Genomic DNA, 22037 nt, shown 5'->3' on the forward strand with positions numbered 1-22037 from the left:
CAAGTTCCCACGTCCAAGCCCACATAATCTACCTGCTTTCCCGCCTTACTTCCTCAATAATCGCCTTGACCCCCTCGTCGATTTGCTCCGGCTGAGCCTGCGAAATGCTGATCCGCAGAAACTTATCCCGCTTCAAGTAATCCGCCAAATAAAACCGTTTGCTGGACATAACGCTGATCTTTCTCGATGCAAGCCGCTTCGTCAGCTGCTCCAGATTAACCGTTAGCGGCAGCTTGAACGGCACATAGATCCCGGAGCGAATGTCCGGCACCTCAATGACGCCCGCCGCGTTATATCGCTCTACGGCTTCATTCAAAGCTTGAATCCTCTCCGTGTATTGACGGATTATTTTGCGCTTATGCCGCTCGTACATGCCGTTCTTGATGTAGACCTCAAGAGCCGCCTGGGACAACAGCGAGGCGTCGCTGACTAATTTGTAGGCGTGATACGTTTCCAGCAATCGTTCCGGCAGAACGGCGGCGCCCAGCCGCAAGCCCGGAAAGATGATCTTGGAGAAGCTTTTCAAATAGATGACATGAGAAGTCCGATTGTAGGCATGGATGGGATCGAAGCTCCGCTCCTCGCCCAGATCGGCCATGTAATCGTCCTCCACGATATACACATCGTATTTGCTAGCCAGACCGGCAATCGCTTTCCTCTCTTCCGTGCTGTACGAGGTGCCCAGCGGGTTGTGGTATCTCGACATGGTATAGAAAAACTTAATGCCGCCGTCCTTGAACTTCCTCTCCAACTCCACTAAATCGATCCCTGCCGTCGAACGAGCGATTCCGCTTACCGGAATGCCCTCGGCCTCCAGAAACCGCAAATAGATATCATAGCCTGGCTGCTCCACCAAGACGGCCTGCTTCCCATTCGGGAACGGCATCCTTGCCAATAGCTCCAACGCCTGATGCGCGCCTGAAGTCATGACAATCCGGTCCGCGCCGGTGAACACTTGATCGTCTGCCAGATGGGAAACAAGCGTATGGCGGAGCTTCTCCAGCCCCTTCCAATTCCCATACGTGAACAATTGATGCTTATACGTATCGATCGCCTTGTTCAGGCAATGCTGAAAATCCAAATATGGAAACACATCGGCATCGGGCAGCACCGAAGAAAAATCGATCATTCTGCAAGGCGTGTCAGATGCGCCGTCTTCCGATTTGCCGACGACGTAATAGCCGCTTTGCGGGATCGAATAGATGACATGGCGTCTCTCCAATTCACCATACGCCCGGGTGACGGTGCTGATGCTGCATCCGTACGACTCCGCAGCGCTGCGAACGGAGGGCAGCTTCCGGCCTGGACCGTATTGTCCTTCCAGAATCCTCATCTCCAAATCGGATAGAATCGCTACATATTTTTTCATGCCGTTCCCCTTCTCGTCTCCTTGTCTTATCTAAATCATTATATATGATTCGTGAACTGTATCGATACAGTTCGCTTCATTCGCTATTGTCCAGATCATGATTTCGCCCTATCCTTTCAATTATAGGAACCATGCTTCGAAGCGTGATCCACTCTATTGTAAGGGAGGAGAAACCATGACAAACCGGAATGAATTGAAGCTGGCCTACTTTGCAGCCGTGCTCAATGCGGTAATCGTCGGATTCTCGTTTTTATTTACCAAGATGGCGCTTGAACACGCCCGGCCAATGGATACACTGATGTACCGTTTTGCCGTTTCGTTCGCCGTTATTTCGATCCCGGTTATGTTCGGCCGAGTAAAATTGAACTACCGAGGCAAACCGCTATTCAAGGCGCTATTGCTCGCGACGATGTATCCGCTTGGATTCTTCACGTTCCAAACGTTTGGCCTGCAGAGCGCCAGCTCGTCCGAGGGAGGCATCCTGTATGCTTTCACGCCGGTCTTGACGATGCTGTTGGCCTATGTATTCTTAAAGGAGGTAACGACCCGCCTGCAGATGCTGTCGATCTTTCTCTCCGTATTCGGCGTTGTGTTCATCTTCGCGATGAAAGGGAGCGGGATTGCGGTATCGAACATGACGGGATTGATTCTGCTGTTCTTGTCCTGCCTCGCCTTCGCGGGATACAGCGTCTTGGCCCGGTCGCTCCTCAAGACCTTCAGCCCAGCGGAAATCAGCTATATGACTCTGGGTATCGGCTTCGTCACCTTTCTCGTCATATCGCTCACGGACCATGCGACAGCAGGAACGCTGGATACCTTATTTGAGCCGCTCGCCAGCAGCAGCTTTATCGTATCGATTCTCTACCTGAGCGTATTGTCCTCGCTCTTGACCGCGCTCATGTCCAACTATGCATTATCCAAAATCGAAGCCTCGAACATGAGCGTATTCTCCAATCTGTCGACGGTCGTCTCGATCGCGGCAGGAGCGATGTTTCTACAGGAAGAGGTTACGGTCTATGCTGTAATCGGGTCGTTGTTGATTATTATGGGCGTGATCGGAACAAGCCGTTTCAAACGTACAGTACCCGCACCGCGTACGTTCCATCCGGATCGGCAGAAGTTTTATGAAGATAAGAAAATCGTTTAGGAGGCAGGATTATGAGTGAAGTTAATGCGCGATATCGCAATCGAATCGGATTTCCGCATGACGAAACGCTGACGTTCGAACGGCTGGATCACATCCTTGCTTTGACGGCTGCAGCGTTCCCCTTTGAAAATTTACGCATTATGGGCAAGCGGGCCGGTGACATCTCGGCGGAGAATTTAGCGGACAATCTGCTTGCCCGCCAAGAAGGGGGACTTTGCTACGAGCTAAACCCGCTGCTCTATCTCTTCTTGATCGACAACGGCTTCGACGCCGTTCTGACCCGCGGAATCGTCTTCAACTATGAGGCGCAATCTTATGTTGCGCTTGGGAGAACCCATGTCACGCTCCTTCTCCACTGGAACGGGCAAAGGTATCTGATCGATACCGGCTTCGGAGGAAATTTGCCGTTAAAGCCCGTTCCCCTGACAGGCGAGACGGTTACATCCAGCAACGGCGAATTCCGGGTCAGCAGGTTGAACGGCGAGCAGGGCGATCATATATTCGAAATGAAGCTGAAGCATAAGCATGACGATTGGCGGATCGGCTATGCCTTCGATTCCAACCGGCCGATTGCCGACATGGCAGAATTGAACGACGTCCAGCGGATTATTATCCAGCACCCGCAATCGTCCTTCAACAAAGGACCCTTAATTACCAAGCTGACGGACAGAGGAAGCATTACCTTAACGGACAGCTCCTTCACGAAGTGGGAGGATGGAACGATGACGAAAGAGAGCCACGGCGTCGGAAGCTTCAGTGAGCTGCTGAAGCGGCATTTTGGCCGATAGCGGTTAGAAAGCCGCAGACGTGTCCTATTCCGTAAGATGCCTTCTTCTCGAGCCGCGTAGAGGAGGAAATTTATCAAGCTCTGCAGCAGAAGCTGGAGCTGGTTTGGGAGGGAATTTCGGATGAATAGATGGAAACGGATATTCAAGAGCAAATTCGTGTTCGGTCTCGCCGTGCTGATTGTTTTCATCTATTTGAACAATAGCTCTCTTCTTACGAAGCCGCGCGGCGGAGAACCGCTCCTTCTGGCCCATCGGGGACTGGCGCAAACCTTCACCATGGAGGGCATCACCAATGATACCTGTACGGCAGAGCGGATCTACGAGCCGGAGCATCCTTACCTGGAGAACACGATCCCATCCATGCAAGCGGCGTTTCAGGCCGGTGCGGATATCGTTGAATTGGACATCAAACCGACGAAAGACGGGCAATTCGCCGTGTTTCACGATTGGACGCTCGACTGCCGAACGAATGTTACAGGCAAGACAATCGACTATACGATGGCTGAATTGAAGAATATCGATATCGGCTACGGATATACGGCAGACAACGGACAAACCTACCCGTTTCGCGGCAAAGGAATCGGTCTGATGCCCGCGCTGGACGAAGTCCTCGCCCATCTCCCGGAACAGTCTTTTCTCATTCATATCAAAAGCAACGACAGCGGCGAGGGAGAACAGCTGGCACAATTTCTCTCCCGCCTGCCGGAGGAACGCTTGAAGCAGCTGGCCGTATATGGGGGCGATGAACCTATTGCAGCCTTGCAATCGGAATTGCCCGGAATCCGGGTTATGTCCATGGCGACCATGAAAAGCTGTCTGATTCCTTATTTAGCCGGCGGCTGGACGGGATACGTACCCGCAGCATGCCATAATACGGAGCTGCACATTCCCGAGAAAATCGCGCCTTTGTTGTGGGGATGGCCGGACCGTTTCCTTAACCGGATGGAAAAAGCGGGCACCCATGTGATCGTCGTTGGCGGTGATGGCAGCGATTTTTCCAGCGGATTCGATACGCCTGAAGATATAGAACGGCTGCCGGATGATTATACCGGCGGCATATGGACGAACCGGATTGACCGGATCGCGCCATTATATCGGGATGAGGGCTGAATAATCGAGAACATGCTGCTGTAGGCGAACAGCTCGTACACTTAGCTGCGCAGCAGCTCCATATCCAGCTTGGAGGCCGCTTCGGGATCGAGAATGATGGTTGCATTCGGATGAATCTGCACAATGGTGGCGGGCAGCTCCGGCGTAACATTACCCGTCAGTGCGCGTGCCACTATGTCTGCTTTATGTTGACCGCAGGCGACAAGGCATAGCTCACGCGCCGCCAGTACAGTTCCCCAGCCGTAGGTGATGGCATGTGTAGGAACATCTGCCAGGCTGCCGTAATCTTTGGCATACAGCTCCCGGTTTACTTCGGCGATCGGCGTGACGAAGCACTTGGCCGGAAGCGACGGTGCCGGTTCGATAAAGCAAATATGTCCGTTTATCCCGATGCCGAGCAGCTGCCAGTCGACGCCGCCCAGCCTGGCGATGGCAGCTTCGATCGCTTCGCATTCGGCGATCGGATCGGCCGCCGTACCGATCGGAATATGCCACTCCTTCGGCTGCGTCCGAAGTTCATCCAGCATATGCCGTTTCATGTACTGGTAATAACTCTGTTCATGATCCGGCCCGATGCCGATCTGTTCATCCGGATTAATAAATGCGGTCGATGCAAAGCTTAACTGCCCCTGGGCTTCCCTGCAGATCAGCTCCTGGAAGATGCCGGTGGTGAGCGGCGTCGTGCCTGTCGTCATGCCGAGAACGGCATCCGGTTTGCTTGCCAGAAGCGCTTGCACATCATCTGCGACAAGAGCGGCGATTTGATCAAGCGGGCGTACAATGATTTTCATAATGAATTTCTCCTCCCTTTCATTCCATGTCGTGCTATTGCATCAGCTGCTGCTTGAGCCGTTTGGGCGCGGCATGCAAATAAGCTTCTTTCAGCAGCACCTTCATTTCTTCCCAGTCTTGAGGCTGCCGCGTCGAAACCCAGCCCCGATGACCGATATAGGCGGCTTTGCTAAATTGTTCCTGCTGCACAAGTATTTCTTGGCTTTCCAGGTCAGACTTGAACGTAATGCCGTAATCGCTCATGATGATGAACGACTTATCCTTCACTTTGAACGTCGTATGTCCGTGGCCGTCAATCAGTTCGGTAACTTCGGGCAATGATTGACAAATGCCGCGTACCTGTTCAAGCATTCTGATCCCTTCCGGCGTCTTGATGCCGCTTTGATCATGCCCCATATTCATCCTCCCTTCGTCTATCCTGCCAGCTATCCAAGTATTCGCAGGGACACCGGCTTTTGTTGATTTCCCTCAAAGACTTGCGTTAATAAAAGCGTCGATACCGCCTATATTACCATAATTTAGTCCCCTCCGCATTGCCGCATTGTACCTTGTTCACTCACTCCCGCTCCCGCCCCAAGGCTTGCCGAAATCCCCTCGCAAAAATGGATTTTATTTCCTTGCGTCTTTTTGCCCCGCTCACTCATCTAACCTATGTAAACTTCATGAAGCGCATCACAAACCATGGTCACTACAAACAAAATACGGCGCACAGTCACAAAGGAGATTATTTCATTATGAATAAAGTTACAATTAGCACAATCGTAGCATCGGTCATTGCAGGAACGGCACTCTTCGGATTTACGTCCATTTCCATCGATAATTTCAGCGTCGCACATGCCAAAGAAATCATGAAGCAAGAGAACCATCATCAGGTCAAACCGCCGGTAACGAAACAGCCTGAAGCGGAAAAAGCCGTCAACGATTCTTTCCGTAACATCAAAGCAGAGAAGACAAGCCTGCTGTTCGAAATCAAGGGCGAAGCAAGCGTGTTCGAAGGTACGTATAACTACAGCGTGAAACAAGGCAAGAAGGAAATTGCCTCCGGCTTCGGCACCGCCTCGATGGGGGGACCGGAATGGGGCAAGGTGAAGCAAATGATCGCCATCCCGGTCAACAAGCTGTCCGCCTACGCTCCGCTCACGATCGAGCTGTATGAGATCGACCAAGAAAGCGGCAAACAAGTCCGTACCGTCAAAATGCCGCTATCGTTAAATAAAACCGGCAAATCGAAGGGCAATGAAGTTTTCCGCAAGATGACGGTCGCTCCCGTAGCGGTTGAATATACGGTAAAAGGCGAAGCGAGATTGCATGAAGGCACCTATAATTACACCGTCAAGCAAGGCAAGAAAGAAATTGCCTCCGGCTTCGGCACGGCATCGATCGGCGCTCCGGAGTGGGGTCAAGTGAAGCAGACGATAATGGTTCCAACCAATAAACTGTCCGTCAACCAGCCGCAGCCGCTTACGCTGGACCTCTTCTCCATCGATATGGAAAGCGGCGAAGCTGTCGATAAATGGACGATTAAGCTTTCCTAAGGACCATGGCGGCGTTACGAAACGCCGCTTCTTTTTTCACTGGGGACGGCATTGCTATTGTATATAATGGAATGAATAGTTGGAACTATTCGTGAGAATATAACGTGAGGACTAGAAAAATATGTAATAATTCGGGGGCGTTATAGTGGATGATATCGAACTGGTGAAAAAAGCGATAGCCGGAGACGACGACAGCTTCTCCCAGCTGATCGCAGCACGTCGGGAACGGCTCTACCGGATCGCATTCACCTATGTGCGAAACAAGGACGACGCACTCGAAATCGTGCAGGAAACGGTCTATCGCGCGTTGATTTCCGTTCATAAAGTGCGGGAGGCGCAATACTTCAATACATGGCTGACCAAAATTGCCGTCAATTACGCGCTTGAATTTATTCGCAAGGCGAAAAAGACGGTTTATATCGATAACGATTACGAAGTCGGCTATGTTCCGGAGCGAGCCGAAGAACATATCGATCTGCATCAGGCGCTGGACAGTCTGGACGAAAAGGCGAAAACCGTTATCGTCCTGAGATATTTCGAAGATTTGCCCTTACAGGAAGTCGCCGATATTCTCGACTTGCCGCTAAGTACAGTGAAATCGATCGTCTACCGGGCTTTGGCCAAGCTGAACATCGATCTGAAGAAGGGAGAAGACGATGAATAACCGAATCGAGTCCTTAAAGAAAGCCTATGAAGAAATCGAAATCCCCGATGAGCTTGCTGCGGTTACCGAAGCGGCTATTCAGAAAGGCAGAATGGAACGGCAGCGCAAGAAGCCAAGGCGTGCGAACCGCTGGGTAAAGTGGGTAGGCGTCAGTGCGGCGGGCCTATTCGTCTTGTTTACCGTCAGCATCAATACGATGCCCGCTCTAGCGAGCAGCCTGGAGCAAATACCCGGACTCGGCACCTTGGTACGGACGCTGCAATTTAACAAAGGCACCGCAGGAGGCGGCGCAATTACGGATAGTACCGATGTCAACGTGATCTCGCTGCACAAGAAAGAAGGCCAGGAGCAGATTGTCATTCATTTTCAACAAAATAATCAGCCGCAGCAGATCGCGAACTCGTTCAGCGTCAAATACAGCGAATATCCGAATATGATGAGCTTTGCCATCGGCGGCGCACGTAAATTCTCGGCTGAACAGGACTTGGCCGCGCTGAAGAATAGCGAATGGGTCGAAGACGCCTATGAGATCATTTCTTTGGACGATTCGCTCATCCGGTTCAATGTGATCTTCAAGGATAATGTCGCTTACGAAGTGCAAGAATATAAGGAGCCGGCCCAAGTGGTGCTTACGCTCAAGCCAGGTGAATCCCATGCCGGCCAGCCCCCTGTCTATTCGGTGCGGACGGCATCCTCGCCTTACGGAGAATCGCAAGGCATCTATGAAGAAATGCTGTTTGGTGCGGAGGGACTCCGCACGATGAAAGACAAGGAAGGCACCTACTTCGTGGAAGCCGGTTACTTCAAAACCGAGGCCGAGGCTGAGGCAAAGCGGCAGAAATGGATTCAAACGCATGGCTTCGACGAGCGGTCCTTATTTATCGAACGACGCGAAGCGCTGCAAATACCGGAAGCCATTACGGTCGAAGAGCCTGCACTTTAATTGATCTTGAATAGATAAGCAATAACGAAAAAAGGCTGCCCTCGGGCAGTCTTTATCCGTTCTGATGCGTTATCCATCCTATGGACCAGCCAAATAGACGAGCTCGTTGCTCAAATGCCATATTATATCCGCATTATCGCGATCGAGCGCATATTGGGGGTAGGTTCCCGAACCGAATATGTTCTTGAACTGCGCGAAGCCTTGCTCGCTGGCGGAAGGCTGGACGATCTCGCGCTTATGGTTGATTAACTGTCCTGTAACATCGCGGAATTCATCCGACGTGCAAATAGAATAGTAAATATCCGCCATGCCGGAGGGCAAGGGATTGGTTATATTTTGAGCCATCGCAAGCACTTTCCAGAACGAATTCATTTTGTTGATCGTGTCTTTGGATAGCTTCACGCGGTTGATTTGGAGAGCGTTGACTTTAATTCCCCGGCTCTTCAATTGCTCCGCCATCTGGAAGGTTAAGATCAAAAAGGCCATTTTCGAGTCTCCGTACATCTTGTATGCGCTGTAACGCCGCGTTGCCTTGAATTCGCCGCGCAAGTTATCGAACTCGATTTTTCGTTTCGGATCGAAGAAATTTTTAATATTGGTCGTGCAAGCGTTCAGAATTCTCGGGTCCTGCGATTTCTCGAGGTGGTCTGCTAATAGATGAGTCATGAGACATGGCCCGAATACATTCGTGGCAAAGGACAATTCGATATGCTCGGGGCTCAGCTTATATTCTTTCTCGCCATGATTTAAGTAAGCGGCATTATGGATCAAGATGTCTACACGCGGAAATTGAGCTTCAACCTCCGAGCAGAAGGTGCGTATGGAATCGAATGACGAAACATCCACCTTCATTAGATGTACATTCGTATTGTTCGAAGCCTGGATGATTTCTTTATGGGCAGCTTGACTGATCTCCATATTGCGGCAAGCCATGATGACGCGGTATCCTTCTGTCGCAAATTTGAGAGCGGCTGCTTTGCCAATCCCCGAGTTCGCCCCGGTAATAAGAACGATTTTATCCTTCATCCTTTTTGCAACCTCCAATTGAAAAATGTCATCCTTTCTTCGAGATCACGTTTATGCGCATCGATTATCTGCGCAATGAACGGCTAAACCGATACCAGTATACCATTTATCGGTATTCATGAGCGCAATCCCCCAGGAAGTGCGCATACTAAACTTGTGAACAGCCACTGTCGAATCGGACCCCTTGCCGAATAGAAAACAGGCATTTATGACGAAATCAGAACGAATGGCCGGAGCCGTTGAAGTCGCTATGAAAAATCGATATATTTAACGTTGTTCCTGTATTCGCGCCAATGAGCACTCGGTTTCGAGCTATACGGATGCCATCGTGGGCAAGGGACATTCTATGCAAATCAAGCAGCTGGGGGTGTACTCGGAGTGAAGTCTTCGCTTTCAAAGAAAGAAACCATGATTTCTTATTTTATTGCCATCACCTTTATTGTCGGCATGACAACGGCTTCGGTGTTGTTCAAAGATAACGAGATAATACTGCCGGAAATCGCAGCCATGGCCATTGCCATGTGGGCATACCGGGAAGCCGGGTGGATCAGGCGGCCGTCGATGATCACGATCGCTCCTACTTTAACGGCTTTGAGCGGCTTCTTAATCAATCAATTGCCGATTGCTTATATCGGTAAGGTCCTTCTCGCCTTAATCATCATGATGCTGATCCTGCGGATCCTTCGGTCGAACTTGGCACCGTCGATTGCAACGGGGTTGTTACCGCTCGTGATCAATACCTCCCACTGGTCGTTTGTGCTGATCGTGCTCATTCTCACGCTCATTCTGATGCTTGGCGTTGTCGCATTCAGCTTGAATAAAGGGCTCGAGAGGACAGTGAAGATTCCTTATAAATATATGCTTGTGTTCTTAGCGCTCACATTCATCTGGGTTGGCGTATGTTGGTTGGCGGGCTATCCGCAATTTTCCGTTATCCCGCCTATTCTAGTTGTCGTATACGAGTCGCTTCATAAGCCGATGTATAACGGGAAGATGGCTTTCAAGCAAGGGCTTGTGCTAACCCTATCCGCGACAATCGGAACCTTATTGTATTTTTCGATGGACTCCTGGATTTTGATAACGCTGCTGGACATGCTCTTGATGCTCGGTCTTTCACTGCTTGTAGGAATCCGGATCCCGGCAATCTATGCCTTCCCGCTGCTTCCATTCATTTTCCCAGAGGAGATCGCGCGGAATTTACCGCTCGGTTCGCTGGTCACTTGCTTGTTCTTGTTCACTTCCGTGCTGCTGTACAAGAAGTATGAAAGAAAGCAAATGGGCATGAACATGGGCAGCATGTAATTATACACCGCATTAATGGAGCTGGCCCGGTTAGAACGCCAACAAGGCGAACACGAAGGTTCGCCTTGTTGGGTATGGTGCAGCTAACTAACGACGCCTCCTATCGTCACCTGAATTCGTCGTAATCTTCACAATTCGTTCGACGCGTGAATCGGGATCGATGACAAGATTGTTCGAATAGCGCACTTCTTCGATTGTGCAGCCCGCTCCGATCCGGATCTCCTCGCCGACAATAAGCTGTGCCTCCAGATGATTCACCTCAATCCAGCGTCCCTTCAAGCTGGAGCATCTCCCTCTTCTCCTCCCAAGATGAAGCCAGCTCAAGATAGACAGCCGGTCTGCACGTATATCGACCGTTCTCTCTGCGACGATATGTTGGATCGAAGTTAAACCAAGCAGCCTGATTCGGACCTCGCCTGCTGTCAGCGTATCTCCGATCGTCACAATGCCCTTCGCCAGAAACGATTCCGCGTTCACCGATTCATTGGCCAAGAATGAACCGGTAGATTGAATTCGATCTGCAATAATGGAATTAAAATGCCCGTGCCCGATACTCGACATCTGCGCAGCGGCCATATGACCTTTCACCCGGCATGATCCCGAGCTCTTGAAGCAGTCTGTTCGGATGCCGCCTTCAAATCTTCCATGTCCGGCGATACGCACCTTCTGGGCTTGAACATCGCTTTGATAGGTGCCAACGCCATTAACCTTAATTAGATCAGCTGTTTCCTTAGCGGATTGCTTCATAAGCACCCCTACTTATATTTTAGTAATAATATATTTTAATCGTTAAAATACATTACAGTTAATATAATCCCACAAGTTAAGGACTGTCAAGCGGAATGAAAGATTGAAAAATAAAAAGCCGCCACGCGATATATGCGGGACAGCTTCTCGTCAATCGATAATTTGATCCATCAAAACATTCACTTGCCTGAATACATCGGCGATCTTCCGCAGCTTATCTTCCGGAATTCTAGAGAAGATTTCACTCACTTTCTTTTCACCGGCCTCGGTTAAACCGATTAGCACGACTCTCCGGTCTTCCTTCGTCCGGATTCTGCATACCAGCTGCTGATCTTCCAGCTTATCGCACATCGAAGTCGCTGCGCCGGCCGTAATGAAGAAACGCTCGGATATATCCGTAATCCGCATGTTCCCGTTCAGTTTCAAGTCCATCAGCAGCATAATATGATTCTGAGACAGCACGTCGTTACTTGTCAATCGATCGACGAATGCTTTCGATTTCTGCTGCACCAGACGCATCTCCACCATCATGGCCTGAATATCCACATAATCGGCGTTGGTTTTCACCACAGGACAGCCCCCTTATTTTAAGGCTTGCATATTTTACTTACTAAAATATATGTAAAAGCCCTCCGATAGTCAAGTCTAGGCTTGGGTATAACCCTTCATGGCATCTGCGGCTATTATGAACATGTTCCGTTCCGGTGCTCAGACAGAATGTTCTTCCGATCGCCGTTGTTCCATACAGCAGATTCGACTTGTAAAAGACGGACCGGTTATGTCAATATCAATAGTATCCAATGACAAGAAAGGGTTAGGACCATGTCTTTTCAACAGCTCGTCGACGCGATCCCCGTCTTCGAACAGATCGAAACCAGCCGCATATCCCGAACCATCGACAGCACCCCTGACCGACACGTGCTAATTGTTGTACTCCGCGGACATGTTACGATTTCATCCCGTGAGCAGAAGCCTGCCGTATTAATACAAGGGTATGCCTGTCACCCGGACTGCGGCCCTCATACGATCCAGATCCCCAAAACGAAGGAAGCCGAGTATATCGTCATCACTTACCGCATACTGCCGGCGAATAGCGAGTGGACGCTCCGCGGCCCGCTGCGCACGCTGAGCGAAATTAAGATCAAATATATGCTGGACGAGTTAATCCGTACGATTCATGACATCGATACCCGCTCCGAAGACGAAGAAGCGGCTCAGCAATTCCGCAAGCGCCTAATCATGGAGCGCATTCTGTTTATCTTTCTCTATGAAACCTATTTGGTACAGGATGAGAAGTCATCTGAACTATCTATGGAAGAGTCGCTCTCCTATATGAACGAGCATTACATGCTTAAGCTGACGCTTCCCATGCTCGCGAAACGGGCCGATATGAGCGTAGGACATTATGCTGTTCGCTTCAAAAAGCATACCGGTGAAACCATGACCCGTTATCTGCGCCGGATCCGGATCGATAAAGCCAAGCAGATGCTGCTGCAAACGCATTTGAAGGCCAACGAAATATCGCAGCGGGTCGGATTCGCCGATTACTTTCATTTCAGCCGCATTTTCAAACAAGAGGTTGGCTGCTCGCCTACCGAATATCAAAAAAGCTCATCCAAAATCTAAAAATATAACATGCCCGATCATGATATTAGACATGGTTTACAGGGAGGTCTCACGCTAAAATGGGTTGAGAATAATTATTATTATCAGGAGGAACCCATTATGCATCACTGGATCAACCGCGCTCTCCGGACCGCACTACTGCTCGTCTTTACGCTTAGCTTAGCTGCTTGCGGACAGGCTGCCAGCACTAATCAAGCATCGAATAACAATGCGAACCAACCGTCCGCCGCTCCTTCAGAAGGTGAAATTACCGTCACGGATGCACAGGGGACCGTAACGCTGCCAAAGACGCCATCGCGCATCATTACGATGGATTTCAGCTTTACCGATATGCTCGTCACCTTAGGCGTGCAGCCCGTGGGGATCGCCGATGACGACAGCCCGGAGCTGTTCATGGATTCGGTTAAAAGCCAATTGACGGATTACACTTCCGTAGGCTCCCGCTATGAGCCGAACATCGAGCTGGTCAGCTCCCTGAAACCGGACTTGATCATTGCCGATATCAATAAGCACAAGAATGCGATAACGCAGATGCAGGCCATCGCGCCGGTTCTCGTTCTGGATGACTTCCAAGCGGATTACGATCAAATGCTCAAAAACTATGCGATCATAGCCAAAGCCGTCGGCAAAGAAGAGGAAGGCAAGAAACGTCTTCAAGAGCACGAAGCCAAGATGGCTGAAGCCAAGAGTAAAATTAAGAGCAACAACCTTACTGTACTTCCGGCTGTAGTCAATCCCAAAGGCTTCTTCGGCCACTCGGATCATTCCTATACCGGCTCTGTTCTGGCAGAGCTCGGATTCGCCGATCCCGTCAAGCACGACGAGTCTTATCCGCAGCTGACGCTGGAGCAGCTTGTGGAGACGAACCCGCAAGCGTTGTTCCTGATGCCGACGGAAGAAGTCACGATCGTCAATCAATGGGAAACAAATCCGTTATGGCAAAAAATCGATGCCGTAGCAAACAATAACGTATACAAGGTAGAAAGACGCAACTGGGCACTGTCACGCGGCATGCTCGGGTCGGAGAAAATAGCCGAAGATATCGTTAATCAGCTTGGAGAAAAATAAGCATGGCCGATTACATGCCACTGGAGAAGCAGAACCGGACAGGGTCTCTGCTCTTCCTGTTTTCTGCATCGTGCATCGCACTTATAGCCGGCATCTTGTTCAGTCTAAAGTGGGGGCAGGCTCAAGTATCCTGGTCAACCTTGTTCGACGCATTAGCTTATCGCGCCCATGACAAGGTCCACTTATATATCCAGACGCTGCGGCTGCCGCGTACGCTGGCGACCTGTATCGTCGGCATTCAGCTTGCGCTTGCCGGACTTCTGACACAGCTTACGACCAAAAATCCGCTCGCCTCGCCGCATATATTCGGCATCAATGCCGGGGCTTCACTGGCGGTTGTGTTCGGCCTGGTGGCGTTCGCCAATTTGTCGCTGTACGGCTCCATGCTGCTCGCCTTTGTCGGTGCCGCTGCCGGTGCGCTGCTCGTCTGGTCTCTAGGAGGAACGGGAAATAAGCAGTATGTCCGCCTGGCGCTGGGCGGCATTGCGGTTCATTTCTTGCTGTCTTCGTTAACCGAAGGCATCATCATACTTAATCAATACTCGACCGAAAGCATGATGTTCTGGTTAGTCGGCTCCGTTAGTCAAGCAGGCTGGCCGGAGGTCCAGGCGATCTTGCCCTTCTTCATCGGCGGGCTGCTGCTCCTTGGCTTCATGATGCCTTCCTTCCGGCTGCTGCTATTGGACGATGAAGTCGCATCGGGACTGGGCCAGCGGGTGTCCATCGTGAGAGCGGCCGGAATAGTGTTGGTCATCGTATTGGCTGGATCGGCCGTCTCGATCTGCGGCCCTATCGGCTTCATCTGCTTGATCGTGCCGCATATTGCCCGCGCTCTGGTCGGCGGCAAGCTGACAGTGCTTGTGCCGATGACAGGCTTATTAGGAGGCGTCCTGCTGGTCTATTCCGATTTAATTAGCCGGGCCATCGCCTTTCCTTTCGAATCTCCCGTCGGCATTGTCACCTCGGTCATCGGCGGACCGTTCTTCATCTATTTGGCCCGCAGAAAGGGACGGTCTAACCGATGAGAAAAGGAATTACTCTTATCTCAGCATTCGTTATCATGCTCGTATTAGCGACGGCATCCTTAAGCGTAGGATCCGTCTCCATTCCCTTACGCGATATCGGAACCAGCCTATGGGATTCGAGCAGCTCGACTTATTTTATCGTTCACGAAGTTCGGCTGCCGCGTATTTTCGCAGGGATTCTGGCCGGATTCGGACTGGCGGTCGCAGGCGTTATTCTACAAACCATTGTTCGCAACCCGCTCGCCAGTCCCGACGTCATCGGCATTACCAAGGGAGCTGGATTGGTTGCTTCCGCCGTCATCTTCCTGTTCCCCATGGCGCCTGCTTACACAATTCCTATAGCCGCTTTCGCCGGAGCTGTCGGGGCATTCCTGATTCTGCTGCTGCTCAGCCGGAGACTGACCTTGTCTCCCGCTTCACTTGCACTCGTAGGCGTTGCGATTGGCGCCGTCCTCCAGGCAGGCACGCAATATTTGATCGTTACGCATCCAACGAACATTAATGCGGCGCTATTATGGCTATCGGGCAGCTTGTGGGGGCGGGGATGGAGAGAGGTCTACTCCCTCCTGCCCTGGATCGTCCTGCTGCTGCCGGTCGTCTGGGTCCGCTCTAACACACTGAATGTATTCCAGCTTGGGAATGAAACGAGTGCCTCACTTGGCTTGCATATCGTCCGCCAGCGTTTCTGGCTGCTGTCAACGGCCGTCGCCTTAGCTGGAATCTCCGTATCGGCAGTGGGTGCAATCGGCTTCGTTGGACTAATAGCTCCTCATATGGCTCGAAGAATAGTTGGAGCGAAACATCAATGGCTGATTCCCCTCGCGGCGCTGATCGGGGCCGATTTGATGCTGCTCGGCGATTTCCTTGGACGCATTATTATAATCCCGCGGGAGGTGCCCGTCGGCGTCATGACCGCTATCATCGGCGCTCCTTATTTCGTCTATCTGCTGCGCCGGGAACGCGCAAGACGACTCCAGTAAGACATTCTGCAGATCTATACGGACCTATTTATGAGGAATCCTATCGAGAGTAAAATGAAAAACCCTTGATATTCAAGGGTTTTTCATCTATGCAGCCTCGAGCGTTAGACTTACCCGCAGATGATTGGCTTGCACGCCGCTGTACTCAGGCTTGAACTCGATGGTGTAAATCGAGTTTTGCCCATCTGCCTTTCATCCAGCCGACCGGTCTTGATTCGGACTTAATGCCTTCGAGTATCGTTTACGCATCACCTTGTGGAGCTTCAACCCTGGCGAGAAGGTTACATCGACGACGTCTCTTTGATAAAGCTGGAATAGATCACAATTAAAAACCCGCCTTCGGTTGCGTTTATACACAACTTGGGGCGGGTTCTTCCTATGGATAGACGGCTACAGCGACAAAGGCGCGTAACGGAAGCCGGTGCCGGTCCATTCGAGATCGAACACCGCGATTTGCCCTCCGTACGGCTCGCCTTGCTCGACGATTCTGCCCTCACCGCCGAGGATGCTGCGCCGCAGCTTCCCGCCAACGACGAAGTTCTCCCCGGCGCCCCAGCCGTCCTGCTCGCCTTCGTAGGCGATGCATGCCGAGAAGGGCCCGAGCGGATTGTCCGCGACCGCATAGCCTTTGTTGACGAACAAATAATAGTTTCCGCCATGCTCGGTAACGAACGGCGATTCGGTAATGATGTCGCTGCCAAGCGGCTCGATGTACACGAACCGGTCGAACGACCAATGGAGCAAGTCGTCCGACAACAAGGCGCCAACCGCATTGCGGAAGTCCTCCGTGTACATCGTCACGTACATGATCCAGCGGCCGCCCGCTTCGTCGCGCAGCACCATCGGATCGCGCAGCGCAGCGCCGGGATGCGAGGTCATGGCCGACGTCTCGACGAAGACCGGCTCGGAACGATGCTCCCAATGGACAAGATCGGTCGAGGTCGCCAGGCAGATGCGCTGCACGTGATAGCCATGAGGCGAGGTATACGAATCCGGCGTAATGACATGATGCTCAACGCCGGTGTAGAACATCCAGTACTTGCCGTCCGCTTCGATGCAGTGAGGCGCCCATACCTTATCCTCGCGCCAGGGAGCCTCGATGTCCAGCTCCGGAAAGGCTGGCATCTCTCCGCGCGCAGACAGCACGTGCCCCACGAACGTCCAGTCGCGTAGATTGTCCGATACGCTGTGGCTCAGCCTGCTCTCGCTGTCCGAATAATACCATGAAGTTCCCTCCGTGCCGCTGATGCTGAACAGATGATAGCGGCCATCCCGCTCAATGATGGTATGGTCTTTGCAATATTCGCCCGCAGGGGCATACCAGCTTGCCTTCATGGCGTTCACGTCCTCTCATAATATAGATGTACGGTGGCGCTTGACCGCCATCCATGATCCGGAACAGGACAGCCGCAGCCTCCGCGGGGCTGGCGATGCCCTGTGGCTTAATTTCCGCCGCGGCCATTACCTCTCTCATGATATGATTAGGCCACTATCTATAACTGCAGTTTACAAGAATGGGAACAGTTGGAATAGAGACTGCCGGTCTATATTCACATGAAGAGGGAGTTATTTTTTTCCTGTGCATTCTCTCATGCTGCCGAAGCGAAGGATAGTTAGATCGTTAGATCGTCATAGCTTCAATAAAAAATGGAGCTGCCTCCAGGCAAACTCCCCGTAGCTTCTACCTTTTCGTTCACTGTCATGCCATGCAGAGCTTTACACCATAACCCGGTTCCCTACTCCTCATCTTTCACCGTCGGCGAGCATTTTTAATAGAAACTGCTTCGGCGTGCAGCCGGTATAGCGTTTGAACAGTTCATAGAAATGCGCCATGTTCTCGATGCCGACCGATTCGGCGATGTCCGTAATAGTCAGGTCGGTCGTCAGCAGCAGCTGCTCGGCACGAAAAATCCTTTTCCGGTTTATGTATTCCGTGAACGTAAGCCCTGTCGTTTTCTTAAAAAACTTGGAAAAGTAAAAATAGCTCATTTTCGCCTGCCTGCTGACTTCTTCCAATGGAATTCTTTCGTGCAGATGGCGTTCCACATACTCCATAATCGGCCGCAATATTATCGCGCTCTCCGGATCGTTTGCCTGGAGAATCTCCTTCTTATCCCCCCGGAGCATCGACAGCAAAATATGGCGGATATAAATGCTCGCTGCGATTTCATAGCCTTTCTTGCGCCCCATGATCTCCTCATGCACGCGGACGATGAAGCCGGCCACCTCTTCCCGCATGGCATCGTTCTCCCGAAACAAGTCGTTCAGCGCCTCAAGCGGGCTCTTTACCTCGGAGAAATGGGGGTAGTACATCAGCATCGGCGGATCGAAATAAGGCTGCAAATCGACATGCAGCACGATGTAGACCAGATCATCCTCGCTCAGCTTATTGCCCCAATGCGGCTGGGAGGCCCCGATCACCATCACGTCGCCGGGATTCAGGACATAGCTGCGATTGAGCGTATGCATGCCGTGAATGCCGGACTTGATGAAGAGGAATTCCACCTCCTTATGGTAATGCCATGCCCAATCCGCCGGAGGTTTGGCTGATGGCGCCGCCTTCGATGTAAACTCCCACACTTTGATATGCAGAAGCGGATTCTGGTAATGAATGGGCTCTTCGTAAATGTTCATGCGCTGCTCCCGTAAAAATGATATTACCGATCGCGGAACAAATTTGGATAGTAAATCGGCAAATCCCGTCATACTACCGCTCGCTGCCGGACGATATTGTATTGGTTAGGACCATTATACAATAATCGGAAAAGAGGGAATACAGATGAAAGTAGCCATTGTCGGCTGCGGAGGACTCGGCAACGTGCATGCAAGCTGCTATGCCGAGATGCCCGGCGTTACGGTAGTCGGGGTATGCGATATCGATGAGGAACAGGTGCGGCGCACCGCGGATCGAATCGGCGCCCCAGCCTATGTGTCTTACCGCGACATGCTCGAACAAAGCGGCTGCGAAGTCGTCAGCATCGCGGTCCCGAGCTATTTGCATAAACAGTTCTCTATCGAAGCGGCGGAGGCTGGCAAGCATGTCATCTCCGAGAAACCGATTGCGCTCAATCTGGCGGATGCCAGAGAGATGATCGATACTTGCCGGAATAACGGCGTCCGCTTGTTCGTCGGACATGTCGTCCGTTACTTCCCTGAATATGCGCAAATGAAACATCAGCTTGCGGATGGCACGATCGGCCGGCTTGGCGTAGCCCATACGAGCCGGATAGGCGGACATCCCGGCAACGTGCGCGCCTGGTACTTCGACGAGGAATGCAGCGGCGGCGTCATTCTCGATCTGATGATTCACGATATCGACTTCATCCGCTGGGCTGGCGGCGAAGTCCGTTCGGTATACAGCCAGCGCGCGACCAGCCGCGAGCTGGACTATGCAACGGCGACGCTTGTATTCGAGAGCGGAGCGGTCGCCAATCTGAAGGCGCATTGGGGTTACCCGGGGCCGTTCACGACGGCGGCGGATTTGGCCGGAAACGGCGGCGTCATCCGCACCGACAGCTCGCGCTCCGCGTCGCTGCAGATCCGCAAGACGGAAGCTTCGGCAAGCGGCGGCCCGTTTGTCGAGGTCCCTCAGAGCCCGGGCTACGAAAGCCCGTACTATACCGAGCTGCTTGACTTTATCGATTGTATCCGTGAGGGACGGGAAGCGGTCGTTACGGCGGAGGACGCGTACAAGGCGCTGGAAATCGCCCTGGCGGCGGCAGAATCGGCCCGAACCGGCAAGGCCGTCATGATCGGACAAGACACTCGGAAGGCGGAATCGGTATGAAGACATTGAAGGTAGGCTTGATCAGCTTCGCTCACGGGCACGCATATTCGTATCTGAACTCCTTCCTGGCGCTGCCCGAAGTCGAAATCGCCGGCATCGCCGACGAAGTCAGAAGCCGCGTGGAAGCAGTCGGTTCTGCGCATGGAATTCCGCTATACGACGATTACCGCGAGCTGCTGAAGACGGATATCGACGCCGTAGCCATCTGCTCGGAGAACGCGAAGCATGCGGAGCATGTCATCGCGGCGGCGGCGGCGGGCAAGCACGTCATCTGCGAGAAGCCGCTCGGCCTCTCCGTGGAAGAGATGGAGCGGATGATTGAGGCGTGCCGGGCAAGCGGCGTCCAACTGATGACCGCGTTTCCCTGCCGCTATCTGGCAGCCGTCGTGAACGCGAAGAAAGCGGTCGACGCCGGCGAGATCGGCGATATCGTTGCGATCAAAGGGACGAATCGCGGCTCGATGCCGGGACAGTGGTTCGTCGAGCCGCACTTGTCCGGCGGCGGCGCTCTGCTGGATCACACCGTTCATGTGATGGATTTGATGAACTGGTTCACTGGGTCGAAAGTGACGGAGGTATATGCCTACGCGGCGACGCTGTTCCATGAAGAGCTCAAGGTGGACGATGCCGGCATGATTCATGTCCGGTTCGCCAATGGCGTCTTCGGGGTGCTGGATACGAGCTGGTCGCGGCCGAAATCGTTCCCGACCTGGGGCGACGTGACGATGGAAATCATCGGAACGAAAGGCCAGCTGTACATCGATTCGTTCGCGCAGAGCAACGAGGTATACAGCGACGCGGCGGGTAAAGGCGCCTGGAGCTTCTGGGGCGACAATATGGACCATTACATGGTGAAAGGGTTCGTGGACGCCCTGCTTTCGGGCAAGCCCGTACCGATCACCGGAACGGACGGCCTCCGTTCGGCCGAAGTCGCTTTGGCCGGCTACAAATCCGTGCAAAGCGGGCAGCCTGTGGCGATCTAGCAGCAGATGCGGCATGTCAACCATAAGAACGGCGCCCGCTTCTATTTGTCTTTTGAACATCTTCGATAGGCGCCCTCGTTCGAATTCCTTATTATAAGAGACTCCTTCGCGGGTCTCTTTTTGTTTTCTCTACTAGCCTGCATGGAAGCAGCGGATCGGACGAAAAATGATTCGATATAGCAATCTGTAAGAAACGAAGCTGGTGCAGCTAAGATACAATAAGCTTGTAACAACCCCCTAGATTAACGGATGGCAGTCTCGGAGAATAGAAGTTTGAACGATGACAAAGAAGGTGGATAATCATGAAAACAACCCGATCCAAAGACGGCACAATATTGGCTTATGATGTCTATGGCAGCGGACCTGCCCTTATTTTCATAACGGGAGCCACCTGTTTCCGCACATTTGAACCGGTTATGCATGATGCCAACGTATTTGCAGAGCAATTCACCGTCTACAATTACGACCGACGCGGGCGCGGCGACAGCGGTGACACACAGCCGTACGCCATTGAGCGCGAATTGGAAGACATTGAAGCCATCATTGACGAAGCAGGGGGGACAGCTTATGTATACGGACATTCCTCGGGCGCCATTCTTGCGCTTGAAGCCGCCATGCGGCTGGGCGGCAAAGTGAGCAAGCTGGTCATGTATGACCCCGCCTATGCCAGTGATACGGCAGACCAAGAAGAATTCATTGTGCTGCGTCAAGGGCTGCATCAATTGCTCGATAACGGTAAGAACGCCGAGGCGATAAGCCTATTCTTGCAAGGAATTGGAATTCCTGAGGAAGCGGTTGCCGGCATGCGGCATTCCCCTCAGTGGGCGACTATGGCGGCGCTCGCTCCAACGCTAGCCTACGACACGATGTTGGCCAACGATTTCCCGCCTGTTGCACGGGCCTCGCGACTTGCCGTACCTTCGCTGATTATTGTCGGCGAAGAAAGTCCTCCCTCTATGCACGAGGTCGCGAACCAATTGAGCCAAGCAATTCCAAACGCCGCATACAGGAAGCTTGCGGGCGAAGACCATATGCCGAATGCAGAAGTGGTGCTTCAGATACTCTCGAGCTTTCTGATACCATAGCATGCCGGATCCTTCACCCAAATGAAAAATGTCCTGCAGTTTTTTCTGCAGGACATTTTT

At 52.2% G+C, this 22037-nt stretch carries 22 protein-coding genes; 14 read left to right on the forward strand and 8 right to left on the reverse strand.

Going from position 1 to position 22037, the window contains the following annotated elements:
* Positions 1 to 28: 28 nt before the first annotated feature.
* Complete coding sequence (locus L1F29_RS23640; protein WP_258384496.1) at positions 29 to 1369, reverse strand: aminotransferase-like domain-containing protein; 1341 nt, start codon at positions 1367 to 1369, stop codon at positions 29 to 31.
* A gap of 175 nt (positions 1370 to 1544) precedes the next feature.
* Between L1F29_RS23640 and L1F29_RS23645 the strand changes: the two genes are divergently transcribed.
* The 3 genes from L1F29_RS23645 to L1F29_RS23655 all read left to right on the forward strand — a co-directional run bounded on the left by L1F29_RS23645 (position 1545) and on the right by L1F29_RS23655 (position 4414).
* Positions 1545 to 2516, forward strand: a complete 972-nt coding sequence (locus L1F29_RS23645) for a DMT family transporter (RefSeq protein WP_258384497.1) — start codon at positions 1545 to 1547, stop codon at positions 2514 to 2516.
* Positions 2517 to 2527: 11 nt separating this feature from the next.
* Complete coding sequence (locus L1F29_RS23650; RefSeq protein WP_258384498.1) at positions 2528 to 3304, forward strand: arylamine N-acetyltransferase family protein; 777 nt, start codon at positions 2528 to 2530, stop codon at positions 3302 to 3304.
* Between the two features lie 120 nt (positions 3305 to 3424).
* The gene (locus tag L1F29_RS23655) at positions 3425 to 4414 is read left to right on the forward strand and encodes a glycerophosphodiester phosphodiesterase family protein (RefSeq protein WP_258384499.1); all 990 of its coding nucleotides are present in this window, start codon (positions 3425 to 3427) and stop codon (positions 4412 to 4414) included.
* Positions 4415 to 4455: 41 nt separating this feature from the next.
* Here L1F29_RS23655 and L1F29_RS23660 read toward each other — a convergent pair whose 3' ends face one another.
* Entirely contained in the window at positions 4456 to 5205 is a 750-nt protein-coding gene (locus L1F29_RS23660) for a glucosamine-6-phosphate deaminase (RefSeq protein WP_258384500.1), read from the reverse strand.
* Between the two features lie 34 nt (positions 5206 to 5239).
* The gene (locus L1F29_RS23665) at positions 5240 to 5602 is read right to left on the reverse strand and encodes an MmcQ/YjbR family DNA-binding protein (RefSeq protein WP_258384501.1); all 363 of its coding nucleotides are present in this window, start codon (positions 5600 to 5602) and stop codon (positions 5240 to 5242) included.
* A gap of 338 nt (positions 5603 to 5940) precedes the next feature.
* Here L1F29_RS23665 and L1F29_RS23670 point away from each other — a divergent pair, with 338 nt between their 5' ends.
* The 3 genes from L1F29_RS23670 to L1F29_RS23680 all read left to right on the forward strand — a co-directional run bounded on the left by L1F29_RS23670 (position 5941) and on the right by L1F29_RS23680 (position 8348).
* A complete protein-coding gene (locus tag L1F29_RS23670; protein WP_258384502.1) occupies positions 5941 to 6741 on the forward strand; it encodes a Gmad2 immunoglobulin-like domain-containing protein in 801 nt (266 codons plus the stop codon).
* A gap of 145 nt (positions 6742 to 6886) precedes the next feature.
* Positions 6887 to 7405, forward strand: a complete 519-nt coding sequence (locus L1F29_RS23675) for a sigma-70 family RNA polymerase sigma factor (protein ID WP_258384503.1) — start codon at positions 6887 to 6889, stop codon at positions 7403 to 7405.
* Positions 7398 to 8348 (forward strand): DUF4179 domain-containing protein, encoded by a 951-nt coding sequence (locus L1F29_RS23680; protein WP_258384504.1) that lies wholly within the window; start codon positions 7398 to 7400, stop codon positions 8346 to 8348. The genes L1F29_RS23675 and L1F29_RS23680 overlap by 8 nt, the downstream gene beginning before the upstream one ends.
* Positions 8349 to 8426: 78 nt before the next feature.
* On the opposite strand, the gene L1F29_RS23685 is transcribed toward L1F29_RS23680, so the two are convergent.
* On the reverse strand, positions 8427 to 9374 hold the full coding sequence (locus L1F29_RS23685; RefSeq protein ID WP_258384505.1) for an SDR family NAD(P)-dependent oxidoreductase: 948 nt from the start codon (positions 9372 to 9374) through the stop codon (positions 8427 to 8429).
* A gap of 378 nt (positions 9375 to 9752) precedes the next feature.
* Between L1F29_RS23685 and L1F29_RS23690 the strand changes: the two genes are divergently transcribed.
* Positions 9753 to 10676: a hypothetical protein gene (locus L1F29_RS23690; RefSeq protein ID WP_258384506.1), complete on the forward strand. Its 924-nt coding sequence runs from the start codon at positions 9753 to 9755 to the stop codon at positions 10674 to 10676.
* Between the two features lie 87 nt (positions 10677 to 10763).
* On the opposite strand, the gene L1F29_RS23695 is transcribed toward L1F29_RS23690, so the two are convergent.
* Together L1F29_RS23695 and L1F29_RS23700 are read right to left on the reverse strand one after the other, a co-directional pair.
* Positions 10764 to 11423 (reverse strand): hypothetical protein, encoded by a 660-nt coding sequence (locus tag L1F29_RS23695; protein ID WP_258384507.1) that lies wholly within the window; start codon positions 11421 to 11423, stop codon positions 10764 to 10766.
* Between the two features lie 150 nt (positions 11424 to 11573).
* Positions 11574 to 11993 carry a MarR family winged helix-turn-helix transcriptional regulator gene (locus L1F29_RS23700; protein WP_258384508.1) on the reverse strand — a complete coding sequence of 140 codons (420 nt, stop codon included), beginning with the start codon at positions 11991 to 11993 and terminating at the stop codon, positions 11574 to 11576.
* Positions 11994 to 12245: 252 nt separating this feature from the next.
* On the opposite strand from L1F29_RS23700, the gene L1F29_RS23705 reads away from it, so the two are divergent.
* The 4 genes from L1F29_RS23705 to L1F29_RS23720 all read left to right on the forward strand — a co-directional run bounded on the left by L1F29_RS23705 (position 12246) and on the right by L1F29_RS23720 (position 16122).
* Positions 12246 to 13049: an AraC family transcriptional regulator gene (locus L1F29_RS23705; protein WP_258384509.1), complete on the forward strand. Its 804-nt coding sequence runs from the start codon at positions 12246 to 12248 to the stop codon at positions 13047 to 13049.
* A 99-nt stretch (positions 13050 to 13148) separates the two neighbouring features.
* Complete coding sequence (locus L1F29_RS23710) at positions 13149 to 14117, forward strand: ABC transporter substrate-binding protein (protein ID WP_258384510.1); 969 nt, start codon at positions 13149 to 13151, stop codon at positions 14115 to 14117.
* Positions 14118 to 14119: 2 nt separating this feature from the next.
* Positions 14120 to 15142, forward strand: a complete 1023-nt coding sequence (locus tag L1F29_RS23715) for a FecCD family ABC transporter permease (RefSeq protein WP_258384511.1) — start codon at positions 14120 to 14122, stop codon at positions 15140 to 15142.
* Positions 15139 to 16122: a FecCD family ABC transporter permease gene (locus L1F29_RS23720; protein ID WP_258384512.1), complete on the forward strand. Its 984-nt coding sequence runs from the start codon at positions 15139 to 15141 to the stop codon at positions 16120 to 16122. Before L1F29_RS23715 ends, L1F29_RS23720 begins: the two co-directional genes overlap by 4 nt.
* Positions 16123 to 16512: 390 nt before the next feature.
* Here the strand turns inward: L1F29_RS23720 and L1F29_RS23725 are convergent, their stop codons facing one another.
* Both L1F29_RS23725 and L1F29_RS23730 read right to left on the reverse strand, forming a co-directional pair.
* Positions 16513 to 17457 (reverse strand): family 43 glycosylhydrolase, encoded by a 945-nt coding sequence (locus L1F29_RS23725; protein WP_258384513.1) that lies wholly within the window; start codon positions 17455 to 17457, stop codon positions 16513 to 16515.
* Between the two features lie 408 nt (positions 17458 to 17865).
* Positions 17866 to 18756 (reverse strand): helix-turn-helix transcriptional regulator, encoded by an 891-nt coding sequence (locus L1F29_RS23730; RefSeq protein ID WP_258384514.1) that lies wholly within the window; start codon positions 18754 to 18756, stop codon positions 17866 to 17868.
* Between the two features lie 145 nt (positions 18757 to 18901).
* Here L1F29_RS23730 and L1F29_RS23735 point away from each other — a divergent pair, with 145 nt between their 5' ends.
* The 3 genes from L1F29_RS23735 (at position 18902) to L1F29_RS23745 (ending at position 21977) form a co-directional block, all read left to right on the forward strand.
* Positions 18902 to 19909: a Gfo/Idh/MocA family protein gene (locus L1F29_RS23735; protein ID WP_258384515.1), complete on the forward strand. Its 1008-nt coding sequence runs from the start codon at positions 18902 to 18904 to the stop codon at positions 19907 to 19909.
* A complete protein-coding gene (locus tag L1F29_RS23740; protein WP_258384516.1) occupies positions 19906 to 20892 on the forward strand; it encodes a Gfo/Idh/MocA family protein in 987 nt (328 codons plus the stop codon). The genes L1F29_RS23735 and L1F29_RS23740 overlap by 4 nt, the downstream gene beginning before the upstream one ends.
* 302 nt (positions 20893 to 21194) lie before the next feature.
* Positions 21195 to 21977 carry an alpha/beta fold hydrolase gene (locus L1F29_RS23745; protein WP_258384517.1) on the forward strand — a complete coding sequence of 261 codons (783 nt, stop codon included), beginning with the start codon at positions 21195 to 21197 and terminating at the stop codon, positions 21975 to 21977.
* Positions 21978 to 22037 lie beyond the last annotated feature (60 nt).

The organism is Paenibacillus spongiae, assembly GCF_024734895.1.
Lineage (GTDB): Bacteria > Bacillota > Bacilli > Paenibacillales > Paenibacillaceae > Paenibacillus_Z > Paenibacillus_Z spongiae.